Annotated in this window: 12 protein-coding genes; 7 read left to right on the forward strand and 5 right to left on the reverse strand. The window is 67.4% G+C overall.

The window, feature by feature from the left end; genetic code table 11:
• Window positions 1–17: 17 nt before the first annotated feature.
• Window positions 18–782 (forward strand): ATP-binding cassette domain-containing protein, encoded by a 765-nt coding sequence (locus tag QE393_RS11040; RefSeq protein WP_310043456.1) that lies wholly within the window; start codon window positions 18–20, stop codon window positions 780–782.
• A gap of 82 nt (window positions 783–864) precedes the next feature.
• Here QE393_RS11040 and QE393_RS11045 read toward each other — a convergent pair whose 3' ends face one another.
• Window positions 865–996 carry a hypothetical protein gene (locus QE393_RS11045; protein WP_007158915.1) on the reverse strand — a complete coding sequence of 44 codons (132 nt, stop codon included), beginning with the start codon at window positions 994–996 and terminating at the stop codon, window positions 865–867.
• A 470-nt stretch (window positions 997–1466) separates the two neighbouring features.
• On the opposite strand from QE393_RS11045, the gene QE393_RS11050 reads away from it, so the two are divergent.
• Window positions 1467–2192 (forward strand): TorF family putative porin, encoded by a 726-nt coding sequence (locus tag QE393_RS11050; RefSeq protein WP_310043458.1) that lies wholly within the window; start codon window positions 1467–1469, stop codon window positions 2190–2192.
• A gap of 2 nt (window positions 2193–2194) precedes the next feature.
• Here the strand turns inward: QE393_RS11050 and QE393_RS11055 are convergent, their stop codons facing one another.
• Window positions 2195–6541, reverse strand: coding sequence for a DEAD/DEAH box helicase (locus tag QE393_RS11055; protein WP_310043460.1), 4347 nt, complete (start codon window positions 6539–6541; stop codon window positions 2195–2197).
• 53 nt (window positions 6542–6594) lie between these two features.
• Window positions 6595–7539, reverse strand: a complete 945-nt coding sequence (locus QE393_RS11060) for an NAD(P)-dependent oxidoreductase (protein WP_310043462.1) — start codon at window positions 7537–7539, stop codon at window positions 6595–6597.
• A 206-nt stretch (window positions 7540–7745) separates the two neighbouring features.
• Here QE393_RS11060 and QE393_RS11065 point away from each other — a divergent pair, with 206 nt between their 5' ends.
• The 4 genes from QE393_RS11065 to QE393_RS11080 all read left to right on the forward strand — a co-directional run bounded on the left by QE393_RS11065 (window position 7746) and on the right by QE393_RS11080 (window position 13267).
• Window positions 7746–8972: a carbohydrate porin gene (locus tag QE393_RS11065; RefSeq protein ID WP_310043464.1), complete on the forward strand. Its 1227-nt coding sequence runs from the start codon at window positions 7746–7748 to the stop codon at window positions 8970–8972.
• Window positions 8973–9070: 98 nt separating this feature from the next.
• On the forward strand, window positions 9071–10354 hold the full coding sequence (gene egtB / locus QE393_RS11070) for an ergothioneine biosynthesis protein EgtB (protein ID WP_310043465.1): 1284 nt from the start codon (window positions 9071–9073) through the stop codon (window positions 10352–10354).
• A gap of 3 nt (window positions 10355–10357) precedes the next feature.
• Complete coding sequence (egtD, locus tag QE393_RS11075; RefSeq protein ID WP_310043467.1) at window positions 10358–11320, forward strand: L-histidine N(alpha)-methyltransferase; 963 nt, start codon at window positions 10358–10360, stop codon at window positions 11318–11320.
• A 114-nt stretch (window positions 11321–11434) separates the two neighbouring features.
• The gene (locus QE393_RS11080; protein WP_273806016.1) at window positions 11435–13267 is read left to right on the forward strand and encodes a bifunctional diguanylate cyclase/phosphodiesterase; all 1833 of its coding nucleotides are present in this window, start codon (window positions 11435–11437) and stop codon (window positions 13265–13267) included.
• A gap of 55 nt (window positions 13268–13322) precedes the next feature.
• On the opposite strand, the gene QE393_RS11085 is transcribed toward QE393_RS11080, so the two are convergent.
• Together QE393_RS11085 and prmB are read right to left on the reverse strand one after the other, a co-directional pair.
• On the reverse strand, window positions 13323–14642 hold the full coding sequence (locus QE393_RS11085) for a DEAD/DEAH box helicase (RefSeq protein WP_310043472.1): 1320 nt from the start codon (window positions 14640–14642) through the stop codon (window positions 13323–13325).
• A 50-nt stretch (window positions 14643–14692) separates the two neighbouring features.
• Window positions 14693–15607 (reverse strand): 50S ribosomal protein L3 N(5)-glutamine methyltransferase, encoded by a 915-nt coding sequence (gene prmB / locus QE393_RS11090; RefSeq protein WP_310043474.1) that lies wholly within the window; start codon window positions 15605–15607, stop codon window positions 14693–14695.
• 111 nt (window positions 15608–15718) lie between these two features.
• Between prmB and QE393_RS11095 the strand changes: the two genes are divergently transcribed.
• A complete protein-coding gene (locus tag QE393_RS11095; RefSeq protein WP_310043476.1) occupies window positions 15719–17485 on the forward strand; it encodes a thiamine pyrophosphate-requiring protein in 1767 nt (588 codons plus the stop codon).
• Window positions 17486–17502 lie beyond the last annotated feature (17 nt).

The following is a 17502-nucleotide window of genomic DNA, read 5'->3' on the forward strand; positions in this document are numbered from 1 at the left end:
CTGTGGAATTCCTATCCATGTACAAACTGACCGTCGAAGGCCTGCACAAGCGTTACGGCGACCACGAAGTGCTCAAGGGCGTCTCGCTCAAGGCCAAGACCGGCGATGTGGTCAGCCTGATCGGCGCCAGTGGCTCGGGCAAGAGCACCTTCCTGCGCTGCATCAACTTCCTCGAGCAGCCCAACGCCGTGACCATGACCCTGGATGGCGAGACCATCCGCATGGCCGAGGATCGCGGCGCCGTCCGGGTGGCCGATGCGGCCCAGCTGCAGAATCTGCGCACCCGCCTGGCCATGGTCTTCCAGCACTTCAATCTCTGGAGTCACCTGAGCGTGCTGGACAACATCACCCTGGCACCGCGCAAGGCGCTGGGCATCAGCAAGGCGGAAGCCGAAGAGCGCGCACGCAAATACCTGGACAAGGTCGGTCTGCAGCCGCGGGTCGCGGACCAGTATCCGGCCTTCCTCTCCGGTGGCCAGCAGCAGCGCGTAGCCATCGCCCGCGCCCTGGCCATGGAGCCGGAAATCATGCTGTTCGACGAGCCCACCTCGGCGCTCGACCCGGAGCTGGTCGGCGAGGTGCTGAAGGTGATCCGCGCCCTGGCGGAAGAAGGACGTACCATGCTCATGGTGACCCACGAGATGGCGTTCGCCCGCGAGGTGTCTTCTCAGGTGCTGTTCCTGCACCAGGGGGTAGTGGAGGAAGAAGGTCCGCCGAGCGAGGTGCTGGTGAGCCCGCGTAGCGAGCGCCTGCGCCAGTTCCTCAGCGGCAACCTCAAGTAGGCCGGGGTCCCCACGCTGGGGACCCCGCGCGAACCGGTCGGCTCCAGCCGGCCGGGTTCGCGTCCGTCAGGGCCGGTGGCGCTTAGCGGCGCTGCTGCTGGCGACGACGCTGGGCAGCCAGCTGCTCGCGTTCACGGCTGGGAATCGGGATGGCCTTGACCAGACCGAGTCGCGCGAGCAGGTCCAGCATCAGAGCTTGTATACGGTCGTTCATGGAAACTCCTCGAGCCAGCGCTCAATCAGGGACAGCCTTGGCGGGCAGACCTTGCTGCCCTCCTCCACAATATTGAGTCTTCCCGGGTCGATTCAATCCACTACCGTGCGGTTGTTCGTCGCAACAGGGCTGCGCTTTGTCAAAAAGTGTGTCTTTTGCCCGAAGACAGGGCCAGCGCCGCTCTGACGCCAGCCTGGACAATGGCCGCCGATTGTTATCGGAACCCATATCAAACCCGTCTGTCTTGTTACTGCTATCGAGTTCAATTCTCGATCCGAAAACTGACGAATGGTGAAAATATGCCGCTGTCGTTGGTTATCATCGAGGGACGATAACGGGTTAGCCGCGGTTTCTCATCCAATAACAACGATGTCATCAGGGTGCTCGCACCTCGATGTTTTCCCTGCTTGTTGTTATCCCCATCACATCCACTTTCAAGTTAGCGTGACCGGCACGGCAGGAGTGCTTCCATGACCAGATCCTTACCTCTCTTCATCGTGCTCGGGTTGCTGGCAAGTCCGGTGCTGGCGGCCAGCTGGGGCATGCAGCGCGAGGTAGGGGATTTCGATCTGAAGATGGGCACGGCGCCGTCACGCAGCATGGCCCAGGGTCTGGTCGCGCCGAATTCCGCCGGCATGGGCGGTGGCTTCGATCTCACCCACGACAGCGGGCTGTATTTCGGCCAGTGGACGACCAACAACGCCTCGTCCGCGGATGCGCCGCTGCTGGAGATGGACACCTACGCGGGCTACAAGCACCGCTTCGCACCTGGCTATGGCTACGAGCTGGGCGTGATCAACTACAGCAACCTGATCCAGAACGTCGATCCCAGCCGCGAGCTGTATTCCGGGATGACCGTCTATGGCAAGCGCCTCGGCGCCGCCTTCGCCAATGACCCGGGTCGCCACAACGCCTCGGTCTATGCCGACCTGGGTACGCTGCCGCTGATCAAGACCGGGGTTTCGCTCAAGTACACCAACTACGTAATGGATGTGCCCTCGACCCTCGACAGCGGCGGCATGGTGCGCAGCTTCAACGACTGGTCGGTGAATTTGAGCCGCAAGTGGGTGAACACCCTGTTCAACCTGACCTACAGCGGCACCAGCCTGAGAGGCGCCGACTGCTCGGTGTATTCGGGCCACAACACCTACTGCGACAGCGCCCTGATGCTCAAGGCCTCGCACCCCTTCTTCTAGTCTTACTGCCGCAGCAGGCTGCGCCCGATGCCGACCTGGGGTCGTTCCCGTCCCAGTTGCTGCAGGGCCTGGCGCGCCCGCACCTGCTCCTCTGCCCCTAGCTCGACCAGCCAGCTGACCTTGGTTCCCACCCGCGCGGCGATGGGCACCCCGTCGCGATAGAGCAGGCGATTGCCCGCCACGGCGGGTACCCTGGCGCCGGGCAGCAGGGTACCGACCAGATTGAGCGGATCCAGCGCCGAGACGGACACCCACAGATCCTCCGCCGGGCGCTGACGCCACTCGCGCAGGGGGGCGATGGCGGCCGGATCGGCGAATTGCTCGCCGGAGAGCCCGGCAAGGAAGCGGCCACCGCGAATCTCACCACGGGCCTCCAGGCGATGGCAGGCACGCAGGAGGTCACGCCAGGGCGGCAAGACGGCGCTCTCCCGCTGCAGCAGTTGCCAGCAGAGCACGCCATAGCGGCGCAGCAGCAGCCCGACCAGGCGCTCCAGCAGCGCATCCGGTAGCCGCGCTTCGCCCGGCGCCTCGGCGGGCCGCAAGGCGACCCAGCGGCCGGCATCCTCCATCCCGCCATAGAGCGCCAGGCGCCCACGGCGCGAACCGCTGCGACTGCCGCCGCGCTTGGCTGCCGGCTGCAGCAGGGCGCGCAGACCGGCGAAGCTGTCGGCGTTGACCGCACCTGCCCCCACCAACTCGCCCAAAGCGGTCTCCAGCTCACTGCGCAGCAGGCGCGCCTCGCCGAGCAACTCATCGAAGAAGGAGGCGCCGCGGCGCGTCAGCACCTCCAGCACCCGCTGCGCCTTGGGTGAGAGCATCTCGCTGCCGGTGGGCTCGGTCAGGCCGTTCCAGTCGGCCAGGTGCCGCCGCGGCAGCAGGACGATGGGCGAACCCCTGACCGGTCCGCTACCGCCACGTCCCGCCTGGGGCAGGCGCAGCCAGACAACGCGACCTGCGCGGCAGAGGTCATCGAGGTAGGTGAACTGATAGTCCGGCAGGCGACTGGGCAGGATCTCGCCTTCCCAGCCGGCGGCGGCGACCTCGAAGCCTTCCAGCAGGCCGATCACCTGCTCCAGCCCCTCGTTGCCTCTCAGGCTCGCCGGACCGGCCAGCTGCTGGTGCTCCAGCAGGAATCTCAGGTAGTCGGCCAGGGCCACCGGCTCGATGGCCTTGCGCAGTCGCCCCAGGGTGTAGCGATGGATCCGCGCCAGCAGGTGGCGCTCGCACCATTCCACGCTGCTACCCGTCGCGGTGAAACGCCCCTGCAGGACATAGCCCTCGCCCTGCAGGGCCAGCAGCGTCGGCGTGAGCTGCGCCGGCGGCAACCCGAGGCTAGCGGCCAGCTCGTCCTGGTCTACCGGACCCAGCGCGGTGAGGCGGGCGCGCAGCACCTCGACCAGGGCCGCCGCGGCATCCGCGGGCGCTGCGAAACCTGGTGGCGCACTGAGCACTGGCTCCGTGGCGGAGCCTGGAAACAGCGCCTGGAAGAGTGGCAAGCGCTCGGCCGCGATCCAGAGGGTCACCGCCGGCAGCCGCAGCCGCCCTGCCCGCCCGGCCTTGACCAACTGGCGGGCCTGGGCCTGGTGGGGCGCCAGTTCCGTCTCGGTGAGAAAGCCGACCCCGAGCAGGGCTTCATGCAGGTCATCGGCGCTCTCCAGCCGCGGCCAGGCCTCCGCCCGAACCAGGTCGATGGCCGCCGGATCCAGGGCGCCCAGCTCGTCCGGATCGGCGCCGCCGAAACGGCGATTCTGCACCGCCAGGGTCCGCCGCTCCTCGACGGGAGCGTCGTCCAGATAGGCATAAGGTTTGGCCGTGAGCACCTCCGCCGCCAGTGGTGAAGGCCCGGGCAGGTCGCGGGTCAGCAGGGTCAGTTGGCCACCGGCGATACGTGCCAGCAGGGCCAGCCAACCGCGGCTGTCGAGGGACTCGTGCAGGCAGTCGTCGAGGGTCTGGCGGACCAGCGGATGATCCGGTACTTGCCGCTCGCCGGCGAGATTTTCCAGGCAGGCGACCTGATCGGGAAAAACCGTGGCCAGGAGGTCTTCGCTGCGCATGCGCTGCACCTGGGTGGCCACCTTGCGCCCGGCGCTGAAGCGCGGCAGGGCCAGGGCCGTGGTGGCGTTCCAGCGCCAGCGCACGGCGAACAGCGGAGCGTCGAGCAGCGCCTGGATCAGCACCGTCTCGGCGGTGGCCGGATGCAGGTAGCGCCAGACCTCGTCGAGCACGAAGCTGTGGCTGGTGGCCAGCGAGAGAATCAGGGCGTTCTCGGTGGCTGCCGCCTGCAGCTCGACATTGAAATTGCGGCAGAATCTCTTGCGCAGGGCCAGGCCCCAGGCCCGGTTGATGCGGCTGCCGAAGGGCGCATGGATGATCAGCTGCATGCCGCCGGCCTGATCGAAAAAGCGTTCCATCACCAGGGTCTGCTGGGTCGGCAAGGCGCCCAGCGCCTGGCGCGCCCGGCCGAGATAGTCCACCAGCTGGCGGGCCGTGCCCTCCTCCAGCGCATAGGCCGCGCCGATGCGGACGATGGCCGGTTCCGGTGGTTCGCCGGCCGCGGGCAGCAGGGGTTCGAGTTCCGCGCGCAGCCGCGCCAGGCCGGCCGACAGCTCATCGCTGCGCCCCGGCGCCTCGCCGTGCCAGAAGGGGATGTTGGGCGGCTGTCCCTTGGCATCCTCGACCCGCACCTTGCTGCCTTCGATCTTGACGATGCGGTAGGCGGTGTTGCCCAGCTGGAAGACGTCGCCCACCAGGCTTTCGAAGGCGAAATCCTCGTTGACGCTGCCGACGGTATGGCCCTGGGGTTCGAGCAGTACGCTGAAATCGCCGCTCTCCGGGATGGTGCCGCCGCTCATCACCGCAGTCGCCTTGCCGCCCCGGCGGCCGCGCAGAAGCCCATTGACCGCGTCCCGATGGACATAGGCCGCCCGCGGACCGCGGCGATCCGTATAGCCCTGGCTGAGCATCTCCACCACGGCCCGGTAATCGGCCTCGCTCAGCGCCGCATAGGGCTCTGCCTGGCGTAGCGCGGCCAGCAGGCCCGCCTCCGACCACTCCTGGCAGGCGACCTCGGCTACCAGTTGCTGGGCCAGGACGTCCAGCGGCGCCTGGGGGATGTGCAGGGTATCCAGCTCACCGCGACGCACGCAGTCGAGCAGCGCCACGCACTCCACCAGGTCGTCCCGCGAGGTGGGGAACAGCCGTCCCTTGGGCAAGCCGCCGACCTGGTGGTTAGCCCGGCCGACCCGTTGCAGGAAGGCGGCGATGGAACCCGGCGAGCCGATCTGGCAGACCAGGTCGACCTCGCCGATGTCGATGCCCAGCTCCAGGGAAGCGGTCGCCAGCAGCAGGCGCAATTCGCCGCGCTTGAGGCGCTGCTCGGCGTCCAGTCGCTGCTCCCGGGCCAAGCTGCCGTGGTGGGCGGCGACCTGGGTGCTGCCGAGGCGATCCGACAGCTGGCGCGCCATGCGCTCGGCCAGGCGGCGGGTGTTGACGAACACCAGGGTGGTGCGGTGCGCCTCGGCCAGTTCGGCCAGACGGTCGTAGACCAGCTCCCAGGCCTGGGTGGACAGCATGGCCTCCAGGGGAATGGGCGGCACCTCCAGGGCCAGGTCGCGGGCGCGCTGGTGGCCGATGTCGATCACCGTACAGGGGCGGGGTTGGCCCTGCGCATCGCGCCCGACCAGAAAGGCGGCCACGGCGGCCAGCGGCTTCTGGGTGGCGGACAGGCCGATGCGCTGCAGCGGATGCCCGGTCAGGGCTTCCAGTCGCGCCAGGCTCAGGGTCAGGTGGCTGCCGCGCTTGCCATCGGCGATGGCATGGATCTCGTCGACGATGACGCCGCGCACGCTGGCCAGCATTCGGCGCCCGGAATCCGAACCCAGCAGCACATAGAGGGATTCGGGCGTGGTGACCAGCAGGTGCGGCGGCCGCCGGCGCATGGCCGCTCGCTCCTTTTGCGGGGTATCGCCGGTACGCACCGCCGTGCGCAATGCCAGCGGCGGTAAAGCCCGTGCCTCCAGCGCCGCGCCGATGCCGGCCAGGGGTTCTTCGAGATTGAGGCGGATGTCGTTGGACAGGGCCTTGAGCGGTGACACATAGAGCCAGAGACAGGCCTCGGGCAGGCCGTCTTCCCGCAATGCCTCCTGGACCAGGCCATCCAGCACGGCGAAGAAGGCGGTCAGCGTCTTGCCCGAGCCGGTGGGGGCCGCCACCAGCACCGAGGCGCCGGCGCGAATGGCCGGCCAGGCCTGCAGCTGCGCCTCGGTCGGGGCGGGAAAGCGCGTCGTGAACCAGCTGCGCGGCGCGTCGTGAAAGTCCGCCAGGACGGCGGCAGGCGAGTTCGAGGTCATGCGCTCAATATGGGAGTGGCCCTCAGGGGCCACAACCCGAGCCGACCGGCGGCTCAGGCGATGCGATTGCGCAATTCGCCCCCCTCCAGCATGGCTTCGAGGTTGGCCAGCATCACCTGCTGCTGGGCCTGTTGGGCCGAGGCCGCGTTGGCCGCGACATGGGGACTGAGCACCAGGTTGGGCTGCTGGCGCAGGCGTTCGGGCACCTCGGGTTCGCGGGCGAAGACATCCAGCGCTGCGCCGGCGATCACTCCCCGTTCCAGGGCCTCGGCCAGGGCGTCTTCGTCGACCACGCTGCCACGGGAGATATTGACCAGATGGCCCTCCGCGCCGAGTGCGGCCAGGACCTCGGCATCCACCGCCCCTACCGTCTCGGCACTGGCCCTCACCGCCACCACCAGCACGTCGCTCCAGCGCGCCAGTTCCAGCAGACTGCCGTGGTAGGCATAGTCCAGCCCTTCCCGCGGCGAGCGATTGAAGTAGCCGATCTCCATGTCGAAGGCCTCGCCGCGGCGAGCGATGCGCCTACCGATCTCGCCCAGGCCATAGATGCCCAGGCGTCGCCCGGCCAGGCCCGGTACCTGGGGCATGCGCTCGATGGCGTTGCCCTGCCAGCGACCGCTGCGGACGAAGGCATCGCCGTGCAGCAGGCGGCGCGCGCTGGCCAGGATCAGGCCAAAGGTGAATTCCGCCACGGCGGTGGCATTGGCGTCACCGGCGGTGGTCACGGCGATGCCGCGCGCGCGACAGGCCGCCAGCTCGACCCCCTCGTAGCCGGTGCCGTAGCAGGCCACCAGGCGCAGGGCCGGCAGGGCATCCAGTAGCGCAGCGCGGGTCGGCAGGCCGCCGATGGTCAGCAGGGCCACGGCCTCCTCGGCCCCGGCGGGCAGCGCCGCGGGATCGGCTGAGGGAAAGGGACCCAGGACCCGGTAGTGGGCTTCGAGCCGGGTCACCAGTCCCTGGGGCAATTGCGGGGCCATCAGCAGCGTCGGTTTCATCTTGTAATACTTTCCCTGTGGCAAAACCCAAGCGTCGCCAGCAGGAGCCATGGTCGTCAACCATTCTCTTTAGTGCGCCATTTTCAGAGGCGTTCACCGCTGGCCCGAACCTTGGGCAAGTACTTGATCGGCCAGGACTTTCGCGCAACTTGCGGACCTCACCCAAGGTCCGATCGGCGTTCGCCAACCACACAGGGATTTTCGGGATGACTAGAGTTCTCCGCCAGGCCGGCACGGCCTCCTGCCTCGCCCTGCTCGCCGGCCTGCCACTGAACGCCACGGCGCTGGAATTCAACGGCTACGGTCGGGTAGGTGTCGGTGGCGCCGCGGAAGGCGGCAAGCAGAGCTGCTTCCAGCTGCCCGGGGCACCCGCCAAGTACCGGCTGGGCAATGAATGCGAGACCTACTGGGAACTCGAGCTGCACCAGACCCTGTACAAGGGCGTGGATGGCACCGAGCTCAAGGTGCACGGCATGGCCAGCCTCTACAACGTCTACGACCAGACGCCCACCTTCAGCGGCGACAACGGCAACGTGCGCCTGCCGCAGATCTGGACCAGTCTCAGCCTGCCGGCGCTCAATGGCGGCGGACTCTGGGCCGGTCGCCGCTACTACAAGCGTCACGACATCCATATCAACGACTTCTACTACTGGAATCCGAGCGGCACCGGTTTCGGCGTGGAGGACTACGGCCTGGGCGACAGCGGCCTGCGGCTGAGCTACGCCTTCAGTCGCGAAGACAACGTCGACCAGCCGGACAAGGCCAATCGCCACGACCTGAACCTGGGCGGCATCAAGACCAATCCCGGCGGCGAGATCGAACTGGGACTGTCCTATGTCCAGCGCGCCGGCCAGGTGCAGAACGCCCACAGCGGCTGGTCGGCCACCGCCGAACACAAGCAGTCGCAGTTCCTTGGCGGGGTCAATGTCTTCACCGTGCAATACGGCCGCGGACCGGGCACCGGCCTGGGCGCCACCGGCAGCCTGACCGCCGACCAGGATTACCAGAGCCTGCGCGTGCTCGAGTCGCCGCGCTGGCAGCTTACCCCGCGCTTCGGCGGCCAGTTGCTGGCACTCTACCAGCGCGACCGAGCGCCGGGCGATGGCGGCCAGACCTGGTACTCCTTTGGCGTGCGGCCCAGCTATGCCTTCACCCGGTTGTTCAAGCTGCAGGTGGAATTCGGCCACGACCAGATCCACCCCGACAGCGGTGCCACCCGCACGCTGAACAAGGTCACCGTGGCGCCGACCCTGGCGCTGGGCGGCATGGGGCTGATGGACCGGCCGGAGATCCGCCTCTACTGGACCTACGCCAGCTGGAACCGCGGCGCCCAGGACGCTGCCGTGGCTGGCACGGCGCTGTCCGACAGCGGCGCCTTCGGCGACGCCCGCCACGGCAACAACTTCGGGGTGCAGCTGGAAACCTGGTGGTAGACGGAAGCAAGCGAGACCGCCCGTCATAACCAGGCGAACTAAACGTATGCCGCCCGGTCGGTTTCCTGACAACCAAAAGGCCGACCAGGGAGAACGCCATGAATCCTCTCGCCCGCGAGCTGCCCGCAGCGAGTGACACCGCCACCACCCTGCTCGACCGCTTCCAGCGCGTGCGCAGGGCCAGCGAGGCCCTGTGCGCCCCGCTCACCGTCGAGGATTACGTCATCCAGAGCATGGCCGACGTCAGTCCGCCGAAATGGCATCTGGCCCACGTCACCTGGTTCTTCGAGGCCTTCATCCTCAAGCCCTTCCTCAAGGGTTACCAGACGCCCAATCCGGCCTACGACTACCTGTTCAACTCCTATTACGAGACCCACGGCAAACCCTTTCCCCGGGCGGCCCGCGGGCATCTGTCGCGACCGGGCGTGGACGACGTCTATCGCTTTCGTGCGGCGGTGGACACCGCCATGGCCGAGCTGCTCAGCGCGCCGCCCGCCGAACATGCCGCCGAGATCGCCCGCCGCCTGGAGCTGGGTCTGCACCACGAGCAGCAGCACCAGGAATTGCTACTCATGGACATCAAGCACATCCTGGCGCAAAACCCGCTGCATCCGGTCTATCGCGCCGACCTGGCCAAGGGCCCCGCGGCCGCGGTCGCGCCCCTGGGCTGGGCAGCCCATCCGGGCGGAGTCCGGCATGTCGGCCATGGTGGCGAAGGCTTCGCCTTCGATTGCGAGACCCCGGTCCACCGCCACTTCGTCGATGACTTCCAGCTGGCCGATCGGCTGATCACCAATGGCGAATACCTGGCCTTCATCGAAGACAATGGCTACGGCCGCAGCGATCTCTGGCTGTCGGACGGCGCCGCGGCCATCCGCAGCCTCGGCTGGCAGGCGCCGCTGTACTGGCAGAAGCTCGATGGCGTCTGGCATCACTTCACCCTGGGTGGCCTCACTCCCATCGATCAGGCCGCACCGGTCTGCCACCTGAGCTTCTACGAAGCCGATGCCTACGCCAGCTGGGCCGGCGCCCGGCTACCCACCGAGGCGGAATGGGAAACCGTGGCGGCGCGCCAGCCGGTCCAGGGCAACTTCGTCGAGCAGGATCACCTGCAGCCGGTCGCCAGCGCGGGCCAGGGCATGCGCCAGCTGTTCGGCGATGTCTGGGAGTGGACCGGCAGCGCCTTCCGCCCCTACCCCGGCTTCAAACCGCTGCCGGGCAGCCTGGGCGAATACAACGGCAAGTTCATGTCCGGCCAGATGGTCCTGCGCGGTGGCTGCTGCGCCACGCCCCAGGACCATGTGCGCGCCTCCTACCGCAACTTCTTCTATCCCACCATGCGCTGGCAGTTTTCCGGCCTGCGCCTGGCCAGAGAGGTTTGACCCATGGCCCTAGCCGTGCGCTTCTTCGATCAGCAACCGGTGAGCGTCGCCGACGGCTCGCTGCGGGACGATGTGCTCCAGGGCTTCGCCCAGACCCCCAAGGCGCTGTCGCCCAAGTATTTCTACGATCAGCGCGGCTCCGAGCTGTTCGAGGCCATCACCCGCCAGCCCGAGTACTATCCCACCCGTACCGAAGAGGCCATCCTGGCCACGGCGGCCGATGAGATCGCTCGCCTGGCCGGGCGCGACGCGGCCCTGGTCGAACTGGGCAGCGGCGCCAGTCGCAAGGTGCGCCTGCTGCTGGAAGCCATGCACCCGGCCGGCTACCTGGGCATCGACATCTCCCGGGAATTCCTGCTCAGCAGCACCCAGCGGCTGGCAGCCGACTATCCCTGGCTGGACGTCAGCGCCGCCTGCGCCGACTTCAGTCGACCCATGACCCTGCCCGACAGTCTCGACGGCTTGCGTCCCATCGCCTTCTTTCCGGGCTCGAGCATCGGCAACTTCACCCCGGAAGAAGCCGACGTGTTTCTGCGCAACCTGCACCGGATGCTGCCGGCGACCGGGGGCCTGCTGATCGGGGTGGACCTGATCAAGGACCGGGCGCGGCTGGATGCGGCCTACAACGACGCCGCCGGGGTGACCGCCGACTTCAACCTCAACCTGCTGGAACGCATCCGCCGCGAACTGGACACCGATCTGGATCCGCAGCGCTTCCGGCACCTGGCCTTCTTCAACGAAGAACAGGCGCGCATCGAGATGCACCTGGTCAGTACCCGCGACCAGACCGTACGTCTCGAAGGCCGCCGATTCACCTTCCGTGAAGGCGAGCGCCTGCATACCGAGAACTCCTACAAGTACAGCCTGGAGAGTTTTCGCGCGCTGGCCGAAGACGCCGGTTTCAGACAGGTACGGGTATGGACCGACCCCCAGGCGCTGTTCGCCGTCTTCTACTTCGCGGCCTGAGCCTTTCGACAGATAAATGACGACTGGCAGAGTGTGAGGCGGGTGGTGAGGGAACTCTCGACCCGATCACGCTCTAAGTAGCAATCTGCTACTACAGCGCACCGAGACGTTGCTATGGAGCCCGCTCCACTCACTGCGGCCAATGAACGCCAGCGTCTTGCACTGCTGCGCGATCTCGCCTTGATCGACCGTCCTTCCGATCGTGCCTTCCAGGATCTCACCGATCTCTGCGCGCGGCTGTTCGACGTCCCCTACGCCATGATCTGCTTTCTCGACGGCCAGCAGGTCCATTGTCGAGCCACCGTGGGCTGTGCGCCCCTGACCGTGCCGCGCACCCAGTCGTTCTGCCAGCACCTGCAGGAATCCAGCCTGCCGCTGCAGGTGGAAGACGCCCGCAACGACGCCCGCTTCGCCGCTCTCCAGGTGGTCACGAGCGCGCCCAACATCCGCTATTACCTGGGCGCGCCGCTGCGCACGACCGAAGGGCTGATGCTCGGCAGCCTCTGCCTGTTCGATTCGGCACCCCGCGCCGCCCTGCCCCAGGATCGGCTGATAGCGCTGCAGCAACTGGCGGCCCTCGCCAGCCAGCACATCGAACTGCTGCGCACCGAAGCCTTCTGGGACCCGGTCACCCAATTGCCGAATGGCCAGCGCTTCATCGAGGATGCCGAAGCCCTGACCCGGGCGGGCACCCGCGTGGTGGCCGTGGCGGCCGATCTGTTCGCCCAGAGCTACCTCAACGACTTCATCAAGGCCATGGGCCAGGCCCACTTCGATGGCCTGCAACGTGCCATCAAGCAGCACCTGCGTCGCCTGCTGCCGGTCGAGCTACCGCTGTATCGTCTGGGGCCGGCCCGCTTCGGCTTTCTGCTGCACGACGCCGACGAGGCCGCGCAGCAGGCGCTGCTCGAACGCCTGCAGGAGGAATTGACCGGGGTGCTCGACTACAACGGCATTCCCATCCAGACCCGCCTGGGCCTGGGGGTGATGTCCCTGACCGACGATCATCCGGCCGACTGGCTGCGCGCCCTGATCGCCACCGCCGACGATGCTCGCGCCGAGATGCGCGGCTGCCGGCATTTCGATCCGCAGCACGATGCCGCCTACCGTCGCGCCTTCGCCCTGCTCAGCGCCCTGCCCCAGGCACTGCGTGCCGAGGATCAGCTGAGCCTGGTCTACCAGCCGCGCATCGACCTGGCCACCGGTCGCTGCCACAGCGTCGAAGCCCTGTTGCGCTGGCAGCATCCGCACCTGGGCCCGGTCAGTCCGGCGGAATTCATTCCGCTGGCGGAAAAGACCGCGCTGATCACCGCCCTGAGTCGCTGGGTGATGCAGCAGGCCATCAGCCAGGCCTATACCTGGCAGCGGGAAGGCCGGAGTCTGGGCGTGGCGATCAACATCTCCGCCCATGACCTTAACGATCCGGACTTCACCGAGCAGACCACCGAGCTGCTGCAGCGTTATCCGGTCAATCCCCGGCGCCTGGAGCTGGAGGTCACCGAGAATGCCCTGCTGGGTGACGTGGCGCTGATCCATCGCCAGCTGGCCGCCCTGCGCGAGCTGGGCATCGGCATCGCCATCGACGACTTCGGTACCGGCTACAACAACCTCTCGCACCTGCGCGAGTTGCCGGCCGACACCATCAAGATCGACCGCAGCTTCGTGCGCGAACTGACCCATCGCACCAAGGACCGGCTGATCGTCAGTTCGCTGATCGAACTGTCCCATCAACTGGGCTTTCGCATCACCGCCGAGGGCATCGAGACCGCCGAGGCCCTGGCCAGCCTGCTGGCCATGGGCTGCGACGAAGGCCAGGGCTTCTGGATCGGCAAACCGATGCCCGAACCGGAGTTGCAGGCCTGGCTGCTGATCCAGCAACCGGATCTGCAACGCTCGACCCGCCGCGCCCCGGTCTTCCAGCTGTTCGACAACGCCGCCAAGCACTGAGCCCGTCCTGCCCCGCGGTCTCGCCGCGGGTTGGCCCCTCAGGCCCGGGGCGGGATCATTCCTGGGTGCGTTTGCGCGGCGGCGCGAAGCCGTCGGCCGAAGTCGGCACCAGGGCGCCGGGGCGGCGCTCGGACTTGGGTTTGGCCTTGGTCTTGGCCTTGCCGTCCTTCTTGCCCTCGGTCTTTTTCTTCTTCACGCCCGCCGCCTTGCCCGAGGCCTTGAGCTTTTTCGGACCGCTGTAGTTGGCCTTGAGACCCGGCAGGTGACGGCGCTCGAATCTCAGCTTGAGATAGCGCTCGATGCTGGACATCAGATTCCAGTCGCCATGGGTGACGAAGGAAATCGCCGTACCCGCCTCGCCGGCGCGGCCGGTGCGGCCGATGCGGTGGACGTATTCGTCGCCACTGCGCGGCAGGTCGTAGTTGATCACCAGGTCCAGGCCCTCCACGTCCAGGCCGCGGGCGGCCACGTCGGTGGCGATCAGCACCTTGACCGCGCCGCTCTGCAGCCGCTCCACGGCCAGCTTGCGATCCTTGGTGTCCTTGTCGCCGTGCAGCACGAAGACCTTGAGACCCTCGGCCACCAGGCGGCCGGTCAGGCGATCGGCCTGCACCTTGGTGTTGGTGAAGACGATGGCCTTGCGATAGGTCTCGTTGGCCAGCAGCCACTGCAGCAGGCGCTCCTTGTGCGGCGGCTCGTCGGCCAGGATCACCTGCTGCACCACGGCTTCGTTGAGTTCGCCGGTGCGGTCCAGCATGAGATTCTGCGGCTCGCGCAGGACCTGCTCGACCACCTGACGCAGGCTGTTGCCCCCGCTGGTCGCGGAGAACAGCAGGGTCTGGCGACCCTCGCGCTCGCAGCTCGCGGCGATCTGCAGCACGTCCTCGGAGAAGCCCATGTCGAGCATGCGGTCGGCTTCGTCGAGCACCAGCATCTCGATGTCTTTCAGGTTCACGTTGCCGGCGTTGCGCTGCTCCAGCAGGCGGCCGGGGGTGGCCACCAGGATTTCCGGATTCTTGCGCAGGCCGGCGGCCTGGACGCGGAAGTCCTCGCCCCCGATCACCAAGCCGGCCTTGAGAAAGGTGAACTGGCCGAAGCGTTCGATTTCCTTGGCGGTCTGCTGGGCCAGCTCGCGGGTCGGCAGCAGGATCAGCGCACGGGCGCCGGAGCGGGGCTTAGGATCCTTGAGCAGGCGATCCAGCAGCGGCAGCAGGAAGGCGGCGGTCTTGCCACTGCCGGTGCGGGCGGTGACGCGCAGGTCATGGCCTGCCAGGGCCGGGCCCACGGCAGCGGCCTGGACCGGAGTGGGCGTCTTGAAGCCCATTGTATCGAGGGCCTTGAGCAGGCGCTCGTGCAGAGCGAGTTCGGTAAACACGGGTAGACCTCGGTAAAGAAAGGGCGGCCGCCGCGGGCGACCGCAGGTGATCAGGGGACCAGACGGCTGCGGAACAGCGTCTGGTGCTCGCGGCACTGGGCGGCGGCCAGCAGGAAGACGCCATGGCCGCCGCGCTCGAATTCGAGCCAGGTGAAATCGACTTCCGGATAGAGCGCCTCGACGTGGATCTGACTGTTGCCCACCTCCACGATCAGGATGCCCTGCTCGGTGAGGTGATCGGCGGCCTCGGCCAGCATCCGCCGCACCAGATCCAGGCCGTCTTCGCCACAGGCCAGACCCAGGGCCGGTTCGTGCTGGTATTCGGCCGGCATGTCGGCGAAGTCCTCGGCATCCACATAGGGGGGATTGCTGACGATCAGGTCGAAACGCTGCCCCGGCAGTCCGGCGAAGCCGTCGCCCTGGACGGTATAGACGCGATCCTCCAGGTCGTGGCGCTCGATGTTCTGCCAGGCCACCTCGAGGGCGTCGTAGGACAGATCGCCCAGCGCCACCTCGGCCTCGGGGAAGGCATAAGCACAGGCGATGCCGATGCAGCCCGAGCCGGTGCAGAGATCGAGGATGCGCGCCGGCGCGGCCGGCAGCCAGGGCGCGAATTGCGCGTCGATCAGCTCGCCGATGGGCGAACGCGGCACCAGCACCCGCTCGTCGACGGTGAACGGCAAGCCGCAGAACCAGGCTTCGCCGAGCAGATAGGCGGTGGGCACCCGCTCCTGGATGCGCTTGTGCAGGAGCACACCGAGTGCGTAGCGCTCGTCGTCTTCCAGGGCGCAGTCCAGGTAGCGATCGGCGGTGTCCCAGGGCAGGTGCACGGCGCCCAGCACCAGGGCGCGGGCCTCGTCCCAGGCGTTGTCGTGGCCATGGCCGAAGAACAGCTCTTCGGCATGGAAGCGGCTGACGGCCCAGCGGATGTGGTCGCGCAAGGTGCGCAGGCGGGATTCGCTCATGAAAGGCTCCGGATGATCAGCCGCGCATTCTAACCCGCGCCCGGTCCGGCTGCAGGAACTTAACGTCCGGGCCTTTCTTCCTAAGCCTAGACCTTCAACGAGGAGAACGTCATGAGCAAGACCGTAGCCGACCATCTCTGGGAGCGCCTCGGCCAGTGGCACGTCGAGCGCATCTTTGGTTATCCCGGCGATGGCATCAACGGCATCATGGGCGCCCTGGGTCGGGTGGCCGACCAGTTCGACTATGTGCGGGTGCGCCACGAGGAGATGGCCGCCTTCATGGCCTGCGCCCATGCCAAGTTCACCGGCGAGGTGGGCGTCTGCCTGGCCACCTCCGGGCCCGGGGCCATTCACCTGCTCAACGGCCTGTACGACGCCAAGATGGACCATATGCCGGTAGTGGCCCTGGTGGGCCAGCAGGCGGCCTCTTCGCTTGGCAGCGACTACCAGCAGGAAGTCGACCTGCACACCCTGTTCAAGGACGTTTCCGCCTATGTGGAGACGGTGGTGCATCCGGCGCAGCTGCGCCATGTCATCGACCGCGCCTTCCGCGTGGCCATCGCCGAGCGCCAGGTGGCGACGGTGATCATCCCCAACGACATCCAGCAGCTGCCGGCGGTGGAAAGTCCGCCGCACCAGCATGCCAATGTCCTTTCCGGTGCCGGTGCCATCCCGCCGCGACCCTATGCCCAGGAAGACGACCTGCAGGCCGCCGCCGATATCCTCAATGCCGGCAACAAGGTCGCCCTGCTGGTGGGCGCCGGCGCCCTGCAGGCGCGCAGCGAGGTGATGGCGGTGGCCGAGAAGCTCAGCGCCGGGGTGGCCAAGGCGCTGCTGGGCAAGGGCGTACTCTCCGACGAACTGCCCTATGTCACCGGCGCCATCGGCCTGCTCGGCACCGAGGCCAGCGATCTGCTGATGAAGGAATGCGACACCCTGCTGATCGTCGGCTCGACCTTCCCCTATACCGAATTCCTGCCCCGGGAAGGCCAGGCGCGGGCGGTGCAGATCGACCTGCATGCGCGCAACATCAGCATGAGATATCCCATCGAGCAGCCGTTGCTGGGCGATGCCGCCGAGACCCTGAGACGCCTGCTGCCGCTGCTGGAGAGCAAACCCCACGATAAATGGCGCGCGCGCATCGAAAAGAGCGTGGCCGCTTCCTGGCACTCCATCGAGCAACGCGCCCTGGCGCCGGCCGAGCCGATCAATCCGCAACGGGTGTTCCACGAACTTTCCAGCCAGCTGCCGCAGGATGCCATCCTCTGCGGCGACAGCGGCTCCCACACCAACTGGTATGCCCGCGACATCCGCCTGCGCGGGCAGATGCTGGGGTCGCTGTCGGGAAAGCTAGCGACCATGGGCTGCGGCATTCCCTACGCCATCGCCGCCAAGTTCGCCCATCCGGATCGCCCGGTGATCGCCCTGGTGGGCGATGGCGCCATGCAGATGAACGGCAATGCCGAACTGGTCACCCTGCAGCAGTACTGGAAGAGATTCAGCAATCCGACCTTTATCGTCATGGTGCTCAACAATGGCGATCTCAACCAGGTGACCTGGGAGCAGCGCGCCCTGGCCGGGGATCCCAAGTTCGCCCCGGCGCAGGATGTGCTCGACTTCCCCTATGCCCGCTATGGCGAATTGCTGGGCTTCAAGGGCCTGCGCATCCATCGCCCGGACGAGGTGGCCGATGCCTGGCAGCAGGCCTTCGAAGCGGATCGCCCGGTGGTGCTGGAATTCGTCACCGACCCCAGCGTGCCGCCGCTGCCGCCGCACATCAGCTTCGAGCAGGCCAGGGCCTTCCTCGGCGCTATCGCCAGTGGCGATCCGAATCGCTGGGACATGCTCAAGCAGGGCGCCCGCCAGCTGCTGCGCTAGCCCGCGCCTCCCAGGCT

This window comes from Pseudomonas sp. SORGH_AS_0211, assembly GCF_031453455.1.
In the GTDB taxonomy this organism is placed as follows: domain Bacteria; phylum Pseudomonadota; class Gammaproteobacteria; order Pseudomonadales; family Pseudomonadaceae; genus Chryseomonas; species Chryseomonas aestiva.

Coding starts and splice junctions, on each gene's coding strand:
- QE393_RS11040 (WP_310043456.1), top strand. CDS start 18: ATGTACAAACTGACCGTCGAAGGCCTGCACAAGCGTTACGGCGACCAC.
- QE393_RS11045 (WP_007158915.1), bottom strand. CDS start 996: ATGAACGACCGTATACAAGCTCTGATGCTGGACCTGCTCGCGCGACTC.
- QE393_RS11050 (WP_310043458.1), top strand. CDS start 1,467: ATGACCAGATCCTTACCTCTCTTCATCGTGCTCGGGTTGCTGGCAAGT.
- QE393_RS11055 (WP_310043460.1), bottom strand. CDS start 6,541: ATGACCTCGAACTCGCCTGCCGCCGTCCTGGCGGACTTTCACGACGCG.
- QE393_RS11060 (WP_310043462.1), bottom strand. CDS start 7,539: ATGAAACCGACGCTGCTGATGGCCCCGCAATTGCCCCAGGGACTGGTG.
- QE393_RS11065 (WP_310043464.1), top strand. CDS start 7,746: ATGACTAGAGTTCTCCGCCAGGCCGGCACGGCCTCCTGCCTCGCCCTG.
- egtB (WP_310043465.1), top strand. CDS start 9,071: ATGAATCCTCTCGCCCGCGAGCTGCCCGCAGCGAGTGACACCGCCACC.
- egtD (WP_310043467.1), top strand. CDS start 10,358: ATGGCCCTAGCCGTGCGCTTCTTCGATCAGCAACCGGTGAGCGTCGCC.
- QE393_RS11080 (WP_273806016.1), top strand. CDS start 11,435: ATGGAGCCCGCTCCACTCACTGCGGCCAATGAACGCCAGCGTCTTGCA.
- prmB (WP_310043474.1), bottom strand. CDS start 15,607: ATGAGCGAATCCCGCCTGCGCACCTTGCGCGACCACATCCGCTGGGCC.
- QE393_RS11095 (WP_310043476.1), top strand. CDS start 15,719: ATGAGCAAGACCGTAGCCGACCATCTCTGGGAGCGCCTCGGCCAGTGG.